Below are 16,397 nucleotides of genomic sequence, written 5' to 3'. Positions count from 1 at the left end.
CTGCAGAGAATTCTGAGCTCAATCTTGTTTCTTATTCTGCACAATCGGTGACCGATGTCTGAGCTGCTCAACCAGCTGGTGCAATTCACCAGCGCGACCCGTCTCTATCGGCTCTCCCTGGGAGAGCGTGTCGCTACCGGCGATCTGCTGGTGGAAGCCTTCGCCGCCTCCGAAGGTCTGCATGCCGTCGGCGTGCGCGAGGTGATCGCCCTCAGCCTGGACGCCGGCTTGTCGCTCAACACGCTGATCGGCCAACGGGCCAGCTTGCAGGTGAGCCTTGCCGACGGTTCCAGTGCCAGCTTCTCGGGGCTGGTCAACGAAGCCGCCAAGCTCGGCAGCGAGGGAGGGCTGGCCCGTTATCGGCTGCGCCTGGTCCACTGGATCTGGTTGCTGAGCCAATCACGCAACAGCCGCGTGTGGCAGGACAAAAGCGTCGTCGAGATCGTCGAGGACGTGTTCGGCGGCTATGCCCCGCATGCGGCCTGGCAGTGGTCGGACGAAGTGATGTCCTTTCTGCAGGACCTGCCGCCGCGTAGCTATACGGTGCAATACCGTGAGTGCGATCTCGATTTCGTCAGCCGCCTGTTGGCGGCCGAGGGCTTGTCCTGGCGTGTCGAGGAATTCGCCGAGGCCAGTGCCGGGCACCGGCTGGTATTGTTTGCCGATTCTTCCCGGGCCACCGTCTTCCCCGAGGATGCCAGCAGTGCTGCCGAGCTGGGCGGGCAGGGCATCCGCTTCCATGCCGGTACTGCCCGCGAGGAACAGGACAGCATCCAGGCCCTGGCTGCGCGCCGGACCTTGCAGCCGGCATCCTTCACCTTGCTTTCCTATGACTACAAGAGCAAGCAGGCGGTCGCCACCAGCATGCCGACCTGCCATGAGTTCGGCCACCAGGATGCGCCGCGCCTGGAAAGCTACGATAGCCCCGGACTCTACGCCTATCGCAGTGCTGCCGAGGCCGACCGCTACGCGCGGCTGCACCTGGAAGCCAGCGAGGCGCGCAACAAGCTGTGGCAGGCGCGCAGCACCGTGCGTACCCTGCGTCCGGGCACTCGCTTCACGCTGGCCCAAGGCCCGCTGGGCCTTTCCGCAGCAACCGGAAAGTCCCCCGAATACGCGGTATTGTCGGTCGCGAGTGTGGGTATAAATAATTTACCCAAAGATGCGCAGGAAGGCTTGGCCGAACTGTTCGGTCCACTGCCCCCACTGCTGGAAGAATGCCTGGTCGCATGCCAGTCGCAGCACCAGATTGCGCAAGGCAGCCAGCATCCTGATGCTGCCGCCATGAGCGAGCGCGCCGGTTTCGACGCAGTCATCTCCCAGGCGCGCAAGCTCGGTTACGCCAACGCTTTCGAGGCGATACGCGCGGACGTCGTATGGCGTCCGGTGCTGGCAGATGGCACTGGCCTGTATCGCCACGCGGGGGCCACCGCCCGGGGTAGCCAGAGTGCCATCGTAGTGGGTCCCGATGGACAGAGTACGGCCAACGGCGGCGATGAGATTCATTGCGACCGCCTGGGCCGGGTCCGCATCCGTTTCCACTGGCAGGGCCGCAACAACGATGCCGCTGCAACCTGCTGGGTGCGCGTGGCGCAGCGCTCGGCCGGTGGCGGCAATGGCATGCAGTTCCTGCCGCGTATCGGACAGGAGGTGCTGGTGCAGTTTCTGGAAGACGACATCGATCGCCCGGTCATCCTGGGCGCGCTCTACAACGGCCAGGGTGAAGGTTCCGCCTCACCCACGCCGGGAGGCGAAGCAGCGCAGGGTGGCGAGCAGGAGCGCAACAAGGTCTTCATGAGTGCCAGCGATCTTTCTCCCAGTGGCCAGGGCAATCTGGCCGGCGGCAATGCGCCGACATGGCACGGCGGCAGTCAGGATGGCGACGGGCATCGCAACGCTGCTGCGCAGTGGGGCATTCGTTCCAAGGAATTTGGCGGGGCCGGCTACAACCAGTTGCTGTTCGACGATACCGATGCCCAGGGCCGCATCCAGCTCAAGACTTCGCAGGCGGCGTCCGAACTCAACCTCGGTCATCTTGTCCACACGGCGGACAACTATCGCGGCAGTTTCCGCGGTACCGGTGCGGAACTGCGCACCGATGCCTATGGGGCGATCCGCGCGGGCAGCGGCATTCTGTTCTCCAGCTACCAGATCCAACATGGCGCCTCCAGCCGCGACCCGGCCGGTGACAATGCCGGCGGCATGGCCTTGTTGAAGCAGGCCACGCTGCTGGGCAAGACGTTCAATGAAGCGGCGGTGACCCACAAGACCGTCGCGCTGGCCGGCCATGTCGGCCCGGCGCAGGCCAATGCCAGCGTCATCAACGACAGTGCCGCGCCCCTGGAAGCCATTCGCACGGCAGCAGCCGGCATGGTCGATGGCGTGCCCGACAAGAGCGGCGAGGACGTGGCGGCCGCCAACACGCAGACGGGCGAGGGCAAGCTGCCGCAGAGCACCTCCGCCCTGATCGGTATCGCTGCCAGGGAAGGCCTGGGCGTGGTCGCGGGCCAGCATCTGCAACTGGCCAATGGCGAGACGGTGAGCCTGATGTCCGGTCACGACAGCCAGCATGTGAGCGGCAACCAGCTGCGCATGCGCAGCGGGCAGGCCCTGGGCGTGCTGGCCGGCGCCGTTGCTGCGGGCGAGGGTGGAGCGGGTTTGCAGATGATCGCCGCGCAACAGAATATCGATGTGCAGGCGCAAGCCGATACGCTGGCGGTACAGGCGCGCGATCAGGTGAGCGTGGTGAGTGCCAAGACCAGTGTGGATTGGGCGGCGGCCAAGAAGATCACGCTATCCACGGCGGGTGGGGCCAACATCACCATCGAGGGCGGCAATATTACGGTGCAGTGTCCGGGGAAGCTCACCATTCATGCTGCGCAGAAGCTGTTCCAGGGGCCGGTGCGGCAGGAGGTTCCGATGCCTGTCTTGCCCAACAGCGTTTGCAAGGACTGCATTCTGGCCGCGATGAAGCAGGGTGCGCCGGGAATACTGGTATGACCGATAACCCTTGTCAGCCTCTGCTGGACTGGTGCAGAGCGCCTGCGCAAGCTCGGCTTCATCGCTTTGCTCTGCTCGACAGTGCACCGGTGGAAGGCGCGTTCCGACAGCGGCCCTTGCAGGGCCAGCGTTTTTCCTCATTGTTTGAAGGGCGACAGGAAGCCGTCCTGCCCGAGATCGCCCCCTTGCTGATCGATCTGGATAGCGCCCAGGACAGTAGCTTGCAGCGTCTGTGTGAATGGCTATGGTCGATGGGTCTTGAGCATCCTTGCCTGTCCTGGATGGCATCACCGTTGCCGCTTGATGCGCTGGCAGCCCATCTGCGGCTGTTCCACACGGTGGATCTGAGTGAGGGACAAACCATGCTGTTGCGTTGGTACGATACCCGCATTCTTCCGCAATGGCTGGGTTGCCTGACGCCACAGCAACATGCGCAGTTCTGCACACCGCTGGTCAGCCTGTCCTGTCTGGACCGAACGGCGCGTGTGCAGACATTTTTCCAGGACCACCAGGCAGAGCATATTGCGCCCCTGTCCGAACCTGCGTTGGGCAGATCATTGGTGCAACTCGATGACCGGCAGTTGGCGCAGCTGATGCAGTCCTCCCAAGTCGATATCCTGATCAATCGTCTGCAGTCGCTGATTGCCCCGGAGCTCGCTCGTGTGGCGCGCGGACGCTTGGCTGCGTTCTTGCAGGCACATGTCGACCAGCTCTGCGCTGCGGGGATAGACGATGCCGAGCGTCAGCTTCAGTGTCTCTTGCCTGCCTTGTACACCTCGGGTGCCGCCTGGCTGCACCCTGCCTTCGCCTCGTTGCTGCAAGCTCCGCCTGCCGGGTTCGAGGCCTTCGCTGCGGCGATTCAGGCGCTTCCCGATGAGATCTATGCGGTTGATCTTCCCTTGTGGGATAAGGAAGAGCTTGTCGGCAGAGAGGATGCGGCTGCATGAGCGTAGTAATAATGAAAATTGCTGTTGGAGCGCTGCTGGTAGTGCTGGCGGGATGTGATCGATTCTCTTCCGAACCGACCTATAGTGGCTTGAGTCTTGAGGCGTTCAACTACACGCCCTATAACCTGGACCGTTTTGTGATCAAGGATAGATATGGAAATAGGGGTTCTGGTGGAGGCGATCTGCCCCCGGGTTCCGGGGAAGGGCGGTTGTCATGCTGCTACGTGCTTAAAGGGACTGAGTTCGAAGTGGAATGGGAAGCCTATGATGCCGACATCGCTTCACACAATCTCTATGCGCCGATCGAAAAAATTAAGACGACTACCAACGTAAGTATTCCGCCGACGAAGATAGTAGGTGGCTCTGGCACCAAGATTCTGGGTTTGCATTTTTATCCCGATGGTCATATTGAGCCAGAGTTTCGGTCCGATCTCGGAGGGTCGCGTTTTAATTATGGCGTTATCAACTATCAAATCGTGACCAAATACGGTCAGCGGATTAATCTTGGCGAACAGCTTAACCCGGCTGAAGTATTTAGGCGGACTGCAAGAATGGCGGGGCAGGGCTGGATCAAGTATCGCCTGATTGATGATGCAGACCTGGAGCAGTATGTGTATTTCACTCTCCTGGTAAACAAGAACTTTGACGAAAATCCGCAGGTGAAGAAAATCCTGCAAGAGACACAGGGAAAGCCAGGCGCTTTCGCGACGGAGATGAAACAATTGCCCGCCTCGGCCATTGTCGAGATACGCCAGATCCCCTAGCGGGAAATTGGAGGCCGGATTGATCATGAATGTTTCCGCTGAAACGGCGTGAGCACGAAATTGAGACAACAGGAGATGGGATGAAAAAAATTGGCAGCGCCCTGTTCAGTGCGGTTGCGATGGTAGTGGCGTTGGTAGGATGTGATGGACTTTCCTCCGAACCGACTTATAGCGGCTTGAGTATTGAGGCCTTCAATTACACGCCTTATAACCTGTCCAGATTTGTTATTACCGACAAGTATGGAAATCAGGCCAGCGGCGGCGGAGATTTGATGCCGGGTTCTGGTGCGGGCAGACTTAGCTGTTGCTATCAATTGCAAGGCACGGAATTTAGCGTTGAGTGGAAGATGTATGACGCAGACGTCGCCTCCAAGGACCTTTACAAGCCAATTCAATATATTAGTTTTAAAGAAGATATCCATCTTCCTCCGACCAAGTTGGAAGGAAACGCCGGTACCAGAATATTAGGATTACATTTTTATCCAGATGCTCATGTCGAGCCTGAATTCAGAAGTGACTTGGGAGCTTCGCGGATCAGTTATCGAACCGTCCATCGAACGCTTCTGGAGCAATATGGGAAAAAAATTGATCCGGCAGGAAAACTGAATGAAGCAGAATTGTTCAGAAGGACGGCACGGATTGCCAGTGAAGCATGGAAAAAATATCGTCTTACGGACTCCGAGGATTTGGTGCAGTTTGTTAGGTTCTATTTATTGGTTAACCCCGGATTTGACCGATTTCCGCAGGTGCAGGAGATTCTAAAAGACACAAAGGGAAAATCGGGTGATTTCGGCAGAGAAATGAAGAACCTGCCAGAGGCCGCTGTAGATCAAATCAAGACTTTTTCTGTCAGTGGCAAGGAGCAGCAACCATGACTCGTACTACCGGAGAAAGAGATCCTTCCAGAATAGCTCAGGAAGATCGTTCCCCGCCGGACCTTGCTATAAAGATGGCAGGCGCGAGGGCCAAGCAGAAAGAGGCAGAGAAACTTGCTTGCCAAGCTGATATACACGTCGGATTCTTTTTTGATGGCTTCGGCAGAAATCGAGATATGGATGATCCACAGACATCCCGTTATTCGAATATCTGCCGTCTGTGGGAAGCGCACAGAGATAACGAAGATGTTCGTCGGCCAGACAATCAGTTCTGGTATAGCTTCTATTACTCAGGATTAGGGACGCCTCTCAATAAGGACGCAGCTAATCGTGATCTTGTCCGCGCCGCTACCAAGATTGCGAAGAATGCCGGGGGCGTCGCCCTGTCTGCGGCGAGCAAGATTGCAGGCTACGATCGTGTGGAAAAGTCCGTAAAGACAGTAACTGGTGTTACTGATCCGATGAAGCTGGGCGGCAAGGTATTGAAGGACTCGTTGACTGAGATGTCTTTCCGTCCAGTGGTCAAGGCTTACAAGGACGTAATCAAGGAAACCAAGGCCTTGCCCGGTAATGCGCGGCGAATGCTGACCATGGCCAGCGGTGATCGTTGGGTCATGCGTGGCAAGGCATCATTGCGAGGTTTCCTGTATGACCTCAAGAAAAATCCCTTGAAAGCCAGTTGGTCTGCCGCCAAGGTATTGATGGCCGATGTGGTGGCCGATTCCATTCCCATGGTCCGCGACAGTGCCGCCAGTGCCAGTCTCTTTGGAACCGGCGTTGACGTGAGGCTCAGTGCGGCCTTGGACCAGTTCAAGGCCGCCTACGCGGATGCCAAGGGCAAGATTCCCAAGGTTCAGCGCATGCAGGTCAGTGTCTTTGGTGCCGACCGGGGATGTGTCATCGCGCGAACATTCGTCAATGAACTCGCTCGTATCTACAAGCGCGCCAATGAGCAGGACTTGGCCATCGACGGTAGCCTGATCGAAATCAAGTTCGTCGGGTTGCTGGATAGTGTCGCTTCGATCATGGAGGAAAACAAGCTCATCGGTTTTCTGCCTCTGGTCGGTGTGATCAAGCAAAACTACGGCGATCGTGCTTTGGCAATACCGCCGGCTGTACAGCGTTGCGTACATTTCGCGGCGGCTCATGAACTACGTTTCTATCAACGCCTCGACAGCTTGGAAAAAACTCGCGGAGAACAATATCTTTATCCGGGTACCAGCGAAGACGTCACAGGTGGTTCCCCGGATGGAACGCTCAACTTCCGTGGGGAATTGCAACGAGTTCCTCTGCGGGACATGCTCCATGAGGCGCTGATTTCGGGCGTCATGATGGACCGCATGGAGGATCTTGCGATTTACAAGACTGAGACATTTCAAAAGTTCTCCCTGGCGGCCCCCATCGTCGACGACAAATCCAGCTACCGCATGATGGAGCTGGTCAACGCCTATCGCGCCGTCGTCCCGCGCGCGCCAGGCCTGGATTTTCTCAAGCACATGAGCGTCTTCATTTCCTGGCTGGCCGTACGCTACCAGTCCAAGGAATTTCGCGAATCCGTGACCACCCATGCAGACGCGGTGCGCGCCGCCCAGGATCAACGGCGCGAACGGCGTGAGCGTGCGGAGAAGGCGTTCGCAGAGGCGCGCCGCACGGCATCGACCGACCGCGAAGGCTATGGCCGGGCGATGGCCGAGTTGTTCGCGGCTCAGGATGATGAAACCCGCAACATGCCAGACACCATCCTGGAAGTGCACCGTCCCTTTGTCAGCGTCTGGGAGCGCCTGGACAAGGAAGCTCAGGAGGTCATTGCGCAGCGGGCCCGCTATCAGAAACAGCAGGACGACGAACCCCAACGCAAGATGAAATGGCAGAAGTACGTTGACGAGCATGCGGCCATTTTCGTGGACCCCTCGGGCCAGAAACCGACCTACAAACCGGCACGTCCTTTGATGTCGCCCGGGGAGCTCACGCTGGCCGATGCCTGGATCAATGCCACCAATGGCAAGAACCCGCTGCCGGACAAAGTGATGGCCCTGTTCGATCTGCTGGTGCATGACACCATGCTCACCAGCTGGCACGACCATGTTCTCTCTGCCACCTTGTATTTCCAGACACGCGCCATCGATACCTTCGGCAAGACCGATGCCAAGAAGGAAGAGGAGACCAGGAAGAGCGACGACATGAATGCCGCAGCGGTGCGGCGGTTGCAGGGCAATGCGCTTGTTCTCCCGAACTAGAACACCGGGACTGATGCCATGAGTGATGTGCATGACGATCCGTTGGCGCTGTTGCATTGGGCGCAGGCATGTCGTGAACGCGGCCACCAAGCCTTCCTTCTGCTCGATACGGCGCAGGCCGAGGCGAGCCATCTCAAGCTGCAGTCCATGCACGTTCCTTATACCTCGCTGTTCGAGGGAAAGCGCGAAGAAGCCTTGCCTGAAATTGCGCCTCTTCTGCTTCCCCTCTCGGGACTGGATGAGCAGCGTGCATTGAGGCTCGTGCGCTGGATCTCTCAGCTCGGCTTTGGCGCGCCTTGCCTGAGCTGGTATGAGAGCTCGCTCGGCCTGCATGACTTTGCAGCACATCTGCGCAACTTCCACCACGTGAGTCTCAGCGATGGGCAAGTCATGATGATGCGCTGGTATGACACGCGCATCCTGCCGATCTGGATACAGGCTTTGTCCAAGGATCAACTGGCGCTATTCACGGGCGGCATGCTCAGCCTGGCTTTCGTGGACCGTTTCGGCGAAGCACGGACGCTCTACCAAAGCGAGCAGATCCATCCGCCCAGCCAAGCTTTGCCGTTGGATGTACCGTTGGTGAGGCTGGATGACCGTCAGTTCGGTCTTCTGGTGGACGCCGGGGATCTCGATGCCCTGCTCACGCATTTGCGCTTCGTGATCCCTGATGAGACGAATGCCTTGCCCACACGCACGTTGGTGGAATTCGTCGCCACCTATCAGCAGCGTGCGCGCGACGCCGGCGTGGATGATATCGATCGGCAGACGCAGTACGTGTTGCTGGCACTCTACACCAGCGGCATTGGTGTTGAGCATCCTGCGGTCAAGGCCTTGATGCAGGATCCGCCTGATTCACTGGCAGCCTATTTCGATGCCCTGCAGGAAATGCCTGGTGAAGTCTGGGAAGCAGGGCCACCTCTTTGGGAGAACGAGCATGTCGCATGAACACTGGCAGAAAAAAATTATTTTTCCGCAATGGGTACTGGTACTGGGAATGGTGGTGCTGCTGGCCATGTCTTGTCCGCGCGCGCATGCCCAGACGAATGACGATCTGAAGGCCCTGGTGGCGCATCTCAAGTTCGTGATCCCCGACGAAACGGCCCTGGTTGAACCACAAAAACTGGAGCGCTTCGTCGCGCAGTACCAGAAGCGGGCGGTTTCCGCAGGCCTGAAGGATATCGATCGTCAGACCGCCTACGTGCTGCTGGCCTTGTACACCTCGGGCAAGGGTCTCGAGCAGCCCGAGTTCAAGCAGGTGATGGCGCATCCGCCGGCTTCTTCGGACCAATTCAGTGATGCCCTCATCGGCCTTCCGCAACGTGTGTACGATAGCGGGCAGCCGTTGTGGGAGAACGCTGCGTATACACGGGGTCGATGAAGATTGACCGCGGACGTCTTTTGCACGATCCGTGGATTACTTGGATATTGATAAATAATTTAGATGAAATATCTTTTGAGAATGCCCATGGGCTCTTTTGTGCGCCCTCTGTTCCTTGCTCTGCTGCTTTTCCTCAATGGATGTGGAGAGGAGCCGGAACGTACGGAGGCGATGGATATGCAGGCCTTCAACCATACCGCCCATGGAATTGAAGACTTTGATGTCACCGTCATCCCCGGGATGCGTTCGGGTGGCGGTTATATCGCTGCCGGATCAGGTGGTGGTGCAGTCTGCTGTATCAGTGTGCCGCATGACTGGAAACCGGGACTCATGGCGACCATCCATGTCCGCACTTACAACAGTGCCGGAGAAAAGCAGGAGCCGTCCTGGACTGTACCGGTGCCGAAATACACGCCGGAGAATGCCGGTCACTTTGCGGTGCATTTCCTTCGCAATGGGCAGGTCAAGGTATTCGTAACGAATCTGTCCCCGTGGCATCCCGACTATCCCCTCAAAGGCGAAGAGGCCCAAATGAAGCCCCCGACCAGCTAGTCCAAGGAAACTGATCATGAGCATGCTGTATACAGGAAAGGCCGTGCCATCGGATGGCAAACGCAAATTTTCCGCGAGGGAGGCTTCGCAGCGCGCCAAGGCACTCGCCTGCTTGCTTGCACGGGGAAGTACCGCGTGCAAGGGACAGGTATTTATCGGCTTGTTTTTCGATGGCACCGGCAACAACGACAAGTGGGTGGAAGACAAGCAGACCAAGACGCAGCGCGAGCGCAACAAGCACAGCAATGTCGCTCGCCTGTATGACGCATACATCGGTGATACGAGCAACGGCTTTTACAAGATCTACATGCAAGGCGTCGGAACCCCGTTTGCAGAGATCGGCGATACCAGCAAGTTGGGAACGGACATTGGCGGGAACGCATTTGGCTTCATGGGGGCCGACCGTATCAATTGGGGCATCACTTATCTGCTCGATGCGATCCACAGCTATGTGACAGGGAGTGGTCTTTTCAGCGGTAACGGGCAACGACGCCAACTCGTCAACTTCATGAGTTCTTCCATGCTGGCGGGTGGCAACGCCTATGCAGCAACGGCGGACATGAAAGTCGGACAGTGGAATGTGCCCGGCTATCTGCTGAACGCACCGGAGCAGATGCGCCGCGCCGACATCTACAAGCAGTTCATCGACAAGCTGACTGCCGCGGTCAAATCCAGCCAGCGCAAGATCGTGCAGATCAACGTTTCGGTATTCGGTTTTTCGCGTGGAGCGGCTGAGGCTCGCGCGTTCACGCACTGGCTGCACGAGCTCTTTACGCCTTCCGGGGGTGCCTTCGAGATCGCTGGTGTGCCGATTCGCATTGGCTTCCTCGGTCTCTTTGATACGGTCGCTTCGGTCGGTATCGGGGATGTGACGCCGATCACCTTCGGTCACATGGCCTGGGCGCACAATACGCAATCCATTTTGCCAGCGGTTGAAGAGTGTGCGCATTTCGTGGCTCTGCACGAACAGCGCGCCAGTTTCCCCTTGGAGTCCTCCACAGGATGGAAGAATGTCGGCTATCCCGGCATGCACTCTGATGTGGGCGGCGGCTACCTGCCGGGGGAGCAGGGTAAATCCATGCCTGACTGGGGCTTGTCACCGCAGCTCTCGCAGATCCCCCTCATTGACATGCACTTTGCTGCACTCAAGGGCGGCGTCCCGTTGCTGACCCTGGCCGAGCTGGCGAAAGACTCTGCCAGCGCCAAAGGCTTTGCCACCGACGCGCGTCTGGTCAAGGCCTACAACGACTGGTTGTCCGGTAACGGCATCAAGGGCGGCAGCATTCGCGAATTTACGCAAGCCCATACCCGTCAGTATCTTCGGTGGCGAGGATCGCTGCATGAGGGGAAGGGGGGCTTGTTGTTGAGCAAGCGGTTCTATCGGGATGCTGCAAGCTCTGACAAGAAGGATCTGCTGGAGGCCGATGTCGAACTCGGGAAAATGATCCGTGACTGGCGCGAGCGTAGCAATCTCGATCTGGATCAGCGCATGGGGCAGATGGCCCGAAAGTATGTGCGCCGCGTCTCGCCGCTGGCGGGCGTCCTGACGGATGCGGCCAAGGAGCACCTGACTGCGGAAGAGAAAAAATTCTACGACATCATGTGCGCAGGTCCGGTGCCGCCGGCCGCCTCGGTGACGCTCTTCGACGACTATATCCATGATTCCCGGGCCGGCTTCCGTGTCGCAGGGAAGCACGAGCCGATTTTCATCACCGGTGGCTATGCCCGCTTCCGTCAGGTGTTTCTGCAGGGCGAGGGCGATTCAGCCACGCGCAAGATCGGCGAACTGGTCGAGCGCAAGGTGGGTGAACGTGCTGCGGACATGGCTGAAGACGCGCGTGACATCAAGGATTACACCGTCCGTACCTATGATCGCGCGCGCGATCGCATCGTCAGCGGTTACCACGCCGTCGAGGATGCGGCCGTGCGCGCCAGGCGCGAGCTTGAGGACAAGGCGCAAGCTGCCAGGCGGGAAATCCAGGAACAGGCTGAAGCGGCCAAAAAGAGATTGCACGCGGCTGCCGAGGCGGCAAGAGACCAGGCCAGCGCGTTGAAAAAGAAAACCATGGCCGAGATCAAGCGCGAAGCCGACGAAGCACAGCGCATCTATGATGCGGCCCAGCGTCACGTCATGAAGAAGTATGAGGAGCTGGGCGCGATGTGGCACAGTATCGTGGATTGATCAGCGCTGATCTCGGATGGATCGCCGTTGAACGCCTCAGACAGACGCCGCGCCAGATTGCCCAGCGTTAGTTGCACGGCGCATCTTTCTCTCTTCAAGCCATCTTCCCCACCCCCAGCCGAAACACGCTCACCGACTCCGCCAGCCTGCGCGCCTGTTCCTTGAGCGCCTCCGTGGCTGCCGCTGCTTCTTCCACCAGCGCCGCATTCTGCTGCGTCACCGTATCCATCTGTGCAATGGCCTGATTGACCTGTTCGATGCCGGCTTCCTGTTCGCCGCTGGCGGCGGAAATCTCGCTCATGATCTGCGTCACACTGCGCACGCTCACCACCAGTTCCTCGATGGTCGCACCCGCATTCCTGACCAGTTGACTGCCCGCTTCCACCTTCTGCACCGAGTTGCCGATCAGGTCCTTGATCTCCTTGGCCGCGGTCGCCGAACGCTGTGCCAGGCTGCGTACTTCCGAGGCAACCACCGCAAAGCCGCGCCCCTGCTCGCCCGCCCGGGCCGCCTCCACCGCCGCATTGAGGGCAAGGATATTGGTCTGGAACGCGATACCATCGATCACGCTGATGATCTCGGCAATCTCACGGGCCGAGCCCTGGATCTCGTCCATGGTGCTCACCACATCCGACACCACCAGCCCGCTGCGCGAAGCGACTTCAGACACCGATCCCGCCATCGCATTGGCCTGGCGCGCATGATCGGCATTGCGGCGCACGGTGGAGGTGATCTGTTCCATGGCCGCAGCTGTTTCTTCCAGCGAGCTGGCCTGCTGTTCCGTGCGGGCCGACAGATCCAGATTGCCCCCGGCGATCTGGGTAGAGGCCGTGACGATGGTATCGCTGCCGATGCGCACGCCACCCACTACTCGTTGCAGGCTGCTGTTCATGTCCTTGAGGGCCTGCAACAGTTCACCGGTCTCATCCTTGCGCGTAACCTCGATGCGGCTGCCCAGGTCGCCTGCGGCAACCGTCTTGGCGATGGTCACCGCCTCGCCAATGGGCCGTGTGATGGAACGCGTGACCAAGGTGGCCAATAATGTAGCCAACAGTACGACGACCGCACCCACCCCCAATTCGATGGCGCGACCGCTGCGGATGGCACTGGAAATTTCCTGGCCGGTGCCGTTGGCGTTCTCGCGGGCAATCGCCAGCAAACCTGCAAAGCCTGCGCCCAGGATCTTGTCGGCGCCACTAATGGAGGCGTCGATCTCGCTCACAGTGGCACCTGCCGTCTTCATGTCTTGCACCTTGGCAATGGCAGTGCGGTAGTTGCGTTCGCCTGCGTTGATCTTTTGCAGCAGCTCTTCTTCCTTGGGATTATCCACTCCTAGCTTGCGATATTCGGTCATCAGGCGCGCGATGGCATCCATGTCGGCCAGAAAGTGCTTGTCGTAATCCTTGCCGCGTATTACGTAGTTCTTGAAGTTCTGTACACCATCGCCCAATTTGATGTAACCCTGGGTGGCATAGTCTTGCTTGTTTAGCACCATGCCGGAAAAATCACTCCAGTGGCGACCGATCTGCGTCAGGGTGAGAAGAGATGCTGCAATGAGCACGCACGCCAGCAGCGTGACGAGCAGGAAGGAGCCGCCAAGACGGGTACCGATTTTCATGCCTGTTCCCTGAAAATTATTTATAAGATTTAGCGATTCTGACGCCTGCTGACCCTGAGGCAAAGCCAATGGAGGCAGGTAAAAGCCTTGCAACTCATCATTTGTCATACCAGCTGCCAGCAAAGGGAGAAGATGCCTGGCGGCATTCTTTCTGGAGCCGCAACAGAGCATTACCGGATTACAGGTTTTTCCTGAAGAAAGGAAATAATAAGATTCTTCCATGGGAATGAAGCACTCATAAGCGATACGCACCGTGCAGCATCCGCTTGCATTCCAGGGAGCAGAACATGAACAAGATCACACGCCAACTCGTCCTCGCCGCCACGCTTTCGGTGGCCAGCATCGCAGTGCAGGCAGCCTATGCAGCCGAACCGGTCAAGGCCGGGCCCACCTCGACCACCAGCATCCCGGCGCAACAAACGCGTACTGCGGCTGCCGATCAGCAACAACAGCAAGGACTGACCCGCGCACAGGTCATCGAAGACTTCAAGCAATACCAGCGCGCGCACGCCAACCCCAGCTATGCCGAGCTGGTCTTCCTGCGTTGAGAATGGAATGAAAAAGGCCGCTTATTGCGGCAGGAACATCTTCTGCAGCAAGCTGATGAGCTGGGCGCGCTCGGCATCGGACAACATCTCGGTGGCCTTGAGTTCCAGTTCGATGGCGGTCTGCTCGGCCTTGCTACACATGCGCATGCCCGCCGGCGTCAATGCCAGTACCTGTGAACGGCGATCCTGAGGATTGCGCTGGCGCAGCACCAGCCCGCGCTGCTCCAGCTTGTCCAGCAAGGTCGCCAGATTGGGCGGGGAGACGTTGATGGCCTTGGAGAGGCGCTTCTGGTTGATGTCGGGATTGGCCTTCAAGAGGCTGAGCACCGTGAAATCCACTGGCCGCAATGCGAACTTGGCCATCCGTTTTTCGAATAACGGCATGATGGTGATGTAGGCACGGCGGCAGTTGTAGCCGACCAGGCTCAACAGCAGTTGCTGGTCCAGCGGCGCGCTTGGCGCTGCATCTTCGTCGGAATCGAAATCAGCCGGCTTCTTGGGCAGCATGGTGGTCCAGGTCGGTGGGAAGAGGCGGCAGCCCGGTCGCCAGGCAGCCTTCGATCACGCTGGACAACTGGTGGACTTCCGCAAATACAAAGGCGAAATGATAGCACGCGGCATCCCGCTTGCCGCCGTACCAGGCCGGGTCCGACGCCATGGCCGATATCGCCCGTCGCCCGGCGCGCAGCCACATCCAGCCCAGTGCCACATGGCCGGTCAGGCGCAGCATTTCATCGGCCACGTAATAGGGCAGGGAAGGCGATTGCACTGCCGCCGAGGCGATACGGGTAGCGAGTCCTCTTAATTTATCCACAGCGCTTGCGAGCAATCCGGCCTGATCACCCAGCACCTTGCCATCGTCGATGTCCGCGCGCACCAGCGTGAGGAAATCATCCAGCCGTCGGCCCTCATCACCCAGCACCTTGCGCATCAGGAAATCGATCGCCTGGATCTCGTTGGTCCCCTCATAGATCATGGTGATGCGGGCATCGCGCATGAACTGTTCGATGCCGGTCTCCACCACATAACCATGTCCCCCGAAGACCTGCAGCGCGCGACTGGTGCACTGGAATCCCTGATCGGTGAGAAAAGCCTTGATGACCGGCGTGATCAATTCCAGTCGCTCATGATGACGACGACGCAGCACCGCATCGGAGTCATGTGCGGCCAGATCCAGCAGCAGCCCGGCCCAGCAGGTCAGCATGCGCGCGCCTTCGATGCGGCAGCGCTGCTCCATCAGCAGCTTCTGCACGGCGGGATGGCGCACGATCAGATCATTGCCGGAAGAACCCGGCGCACGCGACTGGCGACGCTCGCGCGCATAGGCGCTGGCGCGCTGCCAGGCCGCCTCGGCCAGACCCAGCCCTTGTGCGCCCACATGCAGGCGCGCCGCATTCATCATCACGAACATCGCAGCCAGCCCGCGTCCGGGCTCACCGACCAGCCATGCCTGCGCCTGCTCGAAGTGCAGGCTGCAGGTGGCGCTACCGTGAATACCCATCTTGTGTTCGATGCCGGTACAGTGCACGCCGTTGCGCCGGCCATCGTCCAGCACACGCGGTGCCAGCAACAGCGACAGGCCCTTGCTGCCTGGCAGCGCATCCGGCAATCGGGCCAGTACCAGATGCAAGATGTTGGGCGTCAGGTCGTGTTCGCCTCCCGAGATGAAAATCTTGTCGCCGGTGAGGCGATAGCTGCCATCTTCTTGCGGCACGGCACGTGTGCGCAATTGGCCCAGGTCGCTGCCAGCCTGGGCTTCGGTCAGGCACATGGTGGCCAGCCATTCGCCGCTGGCGATCTTCTCCAGATAGCGTGCCTGCAACGCAGGCGAGCCATGCGCCGCCAGGCAGGCATAGGCCCCATGCAGCAAGCCGGGATACATGGTCCAGCCATGATTGGCTGCGCTCAGCATTTCATGGAGGGCGCAATCCAGCACATGCGGCAAGCCCTGGCCGCCGTGTTCCGGCGCACAGGCCAGGGCCGGCCATCCACCCGCACAGAATTGCGCATAGGCGCGCTCGAATCCGGGCGGTGTGGTCACCGCTCCATTCTCGAAACGGCAACCCTCCCGATCGCCAATACTGTTCAAGGGAGCCACCACATTGGCGGCAAAGCGTCCGGCTTCTTCCAGTACCTGCATCATCAGTTCGCCATCGAATTCGGCGTGGGCCGGCAGGGCGCGCAAGAGCTGCGGAGCCTGCAGCACTTCATCAAGGACGAAGGCGAAGTCGCGCAGGGGTGGGGCATAGCTCATCGTCATTCCTTTCGTCGCGCTTCTTTCTTATGTTGTTTT

General features: G+C 59.2%; 13 protein-coding genes. 10 read left to right on the top strand and 3 right to left on the bottom strand.

Annotated features, from left to right (window positions below):
* Nucleotides 1-54 precede the first annotated feature (54 nt).
* The 9 genes from ACODSZ_RS21220 (at nucleotide 55) to ACODSZ_RS21180 (ending at nucleotide 11,938) form a co-directional block, all read left to right on the top strand.
* Complete coding sequence (locus ACODSZ_RS21220; protein WP_488928490.1) at nucleotides 55-3,000, top strand: type VI secretion system Vgr family protein; 2,946 nt, start codon at nucleotides 55-57, stop codon at nucleotides 2,998-3,000.
* Nucleotides 2,997-3,947, top strand: coding sequence for a DUF4123 domain-containing protein (locus ACODSZ_RS21215; RefSeq protein WP_488928489.1), 951 nt, complete (start codon nucleotides 2,997-2,999; stop codon nucleotides 3,945-3,947). The genes ACODSZ_RS21220 and ACODSZ_RS21215 overlap by 4 nt, the downstream gene beginning before the upstream one ends.
* Nucleotides 3,944-4,711 carry a DUF3304 domain-containing protein gene (locus ACODSZ_RS21210; protein ID WP_488928488.1) on the top strand — a complete coding sequence of 256 codons (768 nt, stop codon included), beginning with the start codon at nucleotides 3,944-3,946 and terminating at the stop codon, nucleotides 4,709-4,711. Before ACODSZ_RS21215 ends, ACODSZ_RS21210 begins: the two co-directional genes overlap by 4 nt.
* Nucleotides 4,712-4,740: 29 nt before the next feature.
* Nucleotides 4,741-5,586, top strand: a complete 846-nt coding sequence (locus ACODSZ_RS21205) for a DUF3304 domain-containing protein (protein ID WP_488928487.1) — start codon at nucleotides 4,741-4,743, stop codon at nucleotides 5,584-5,586.
* Nucleotides 5,583-7,823 carry a T6SS phospholipase effector Tle1-like catalytic domain-containing protein gene (locus tag ACODSZ_RS21200; protein ID WP_241822149.1) on the top strand — a complete coding sequence of 747 codons (2,241 nt, stop codon included), beginning with the start codon at nucleotides 5,583-5,585 and terminating at the stop codon, nucleotides 7,821-7,823. Before ACODSZ_RS21205 ends, ACODSZ_RS21200 begins: the two co-directional genes overlap by 4 nt.
* An 18-nt stretch (nucleotides 7,824-7,841) precedes the next feature.
* Nucleotides 7,842-8,771, top strand: a complete 930-nt coding sequence (locus ACODSZ_RS21195; RefSeq protein ID WP_488928486.1) for a DUF4123 domain-containing protein — start codon at nucleotides 7,842-7,844, stop codon at nucleotides 8,769-8,771.
* Nucleotides 8,761-9,204 (top strand): hypothetical protein, encoded by a 444-nt coding sequence (locus ACODSZ_RS21190; RefSeq protein WP_488928485.1) that lies wholly within the window; start codon nucleotides 8,761-8,763, stop codon nucleotides 9,202-9,204. Before ACODSZ_RS21195 ends, ACODSZ_RS21190 begins: the two co-directional genes overlap by 11 nt.
* A 63-nt stretch (nucleotides 9,205-9,267) precedes the next feature.
* On the top strand, nucleotides 9,268-9,756 hold the full coding sequence (locus ACODSZ_RS21185; RefSeq protein ID WP_488928484.1) for a DUF3304 domain-containing protein: 489 nt from the start codon (nucleotides 9,268-9,270) through the stop codon (nucleotides 9,754-9,756).
* A gap of 16 nt (nucleotides 9,757-9,772) precedes the next feature.
* A complete protein-coding gene (locus ACODSZ_RS21180) occupies nucleotides 9,773-11,938 on the top strand; it encodes a T6SS phospholipase effector Tle1-like catalytic domain-containing protein (protein ID WP_488928483.1) in 2,166 nt (721 codons plus the stop codon).
* A 94-nt stretch (nucleotides 11,939-12,032) separates the two neighbouring features.
* Here ACODSZ_RS21180 and ACODSZ_RS21175 read toward each other — a convergent pair whose 3' ends face one another.
* Nucleotides 12,033-13,556 (bottom strand): methyl-accepting chemotaxis protein, encoded by a 1,524-nt coding sequence (locus ACODSZ_RS21175; protein ID WP_488928482.1) that lies wholly within the window; start codon nucleotides 13,554-13,556, stop codon nucleotides 12,033-12,035.
* A gap of 287 nt (nucleotides 13,557-13,843) precedes the next feature.
* Here ACODSZ_RS21175 and ACODSZ_RS21170 point away from each other — a divergent pair, with 287 nt between their 5' ends.
* Nucleotides 13,844-14,104, top strand: a complete 261-nt coding sequence (locus tag ACODSZ_RS21170; protein WP_175344783.1) for a hypothetical protein — start codon at nucleotides 13,844-13,846, stop codon at nucleotides 14,102-14,104.
* Between the two features lie 21 nt (nucleotides 14,105-14,125).
* On the opposite strand, the gene ACODSZ_RS21165 is transcribed toward ACODSZ_RS21170, so the two are convergent.
* Together ACODSZ_RS21165 and ACODSZ_RS21160 are read right to left on the bottom strand one after the other, a co-directional pair.
* Entirely contained in the window at nucleotides 14,126-14,611 is a 486-nt protein-coding gene (locus tag ACODSZ_RS21165; protein WP_488928481.1) for a MarR family winged helix-turn-helix transcriptional regulator, read from the bottom strand.
* Nucleotides 14,589-16,364 (bottom strand): acyl-CoA dehydrogenase, encoded by a 1,776-nt coding sequence (locus ACODSZ_RS21160; RefSeq protein WP_488928480.1) that lies wholly within the window; start codon nucleotides 16,362-16,364, stop codon nucleotides 14,589-14,591. The genes ACODSZ_RS21165 and ACODSZ_RS21160 overlap by 23 nt, the downstream gene beginning before the upstream one ends.
* Between the last annotated feature and the right edge of the window lie 33 nt (nucleotides 16,365-16,397).

Source organism: Herbaspirillum sp. FG34, from assembly GCF_057809315.1.
This window is presented reverse-complemented; position numbering and strand designations above follow the sequence as displayed.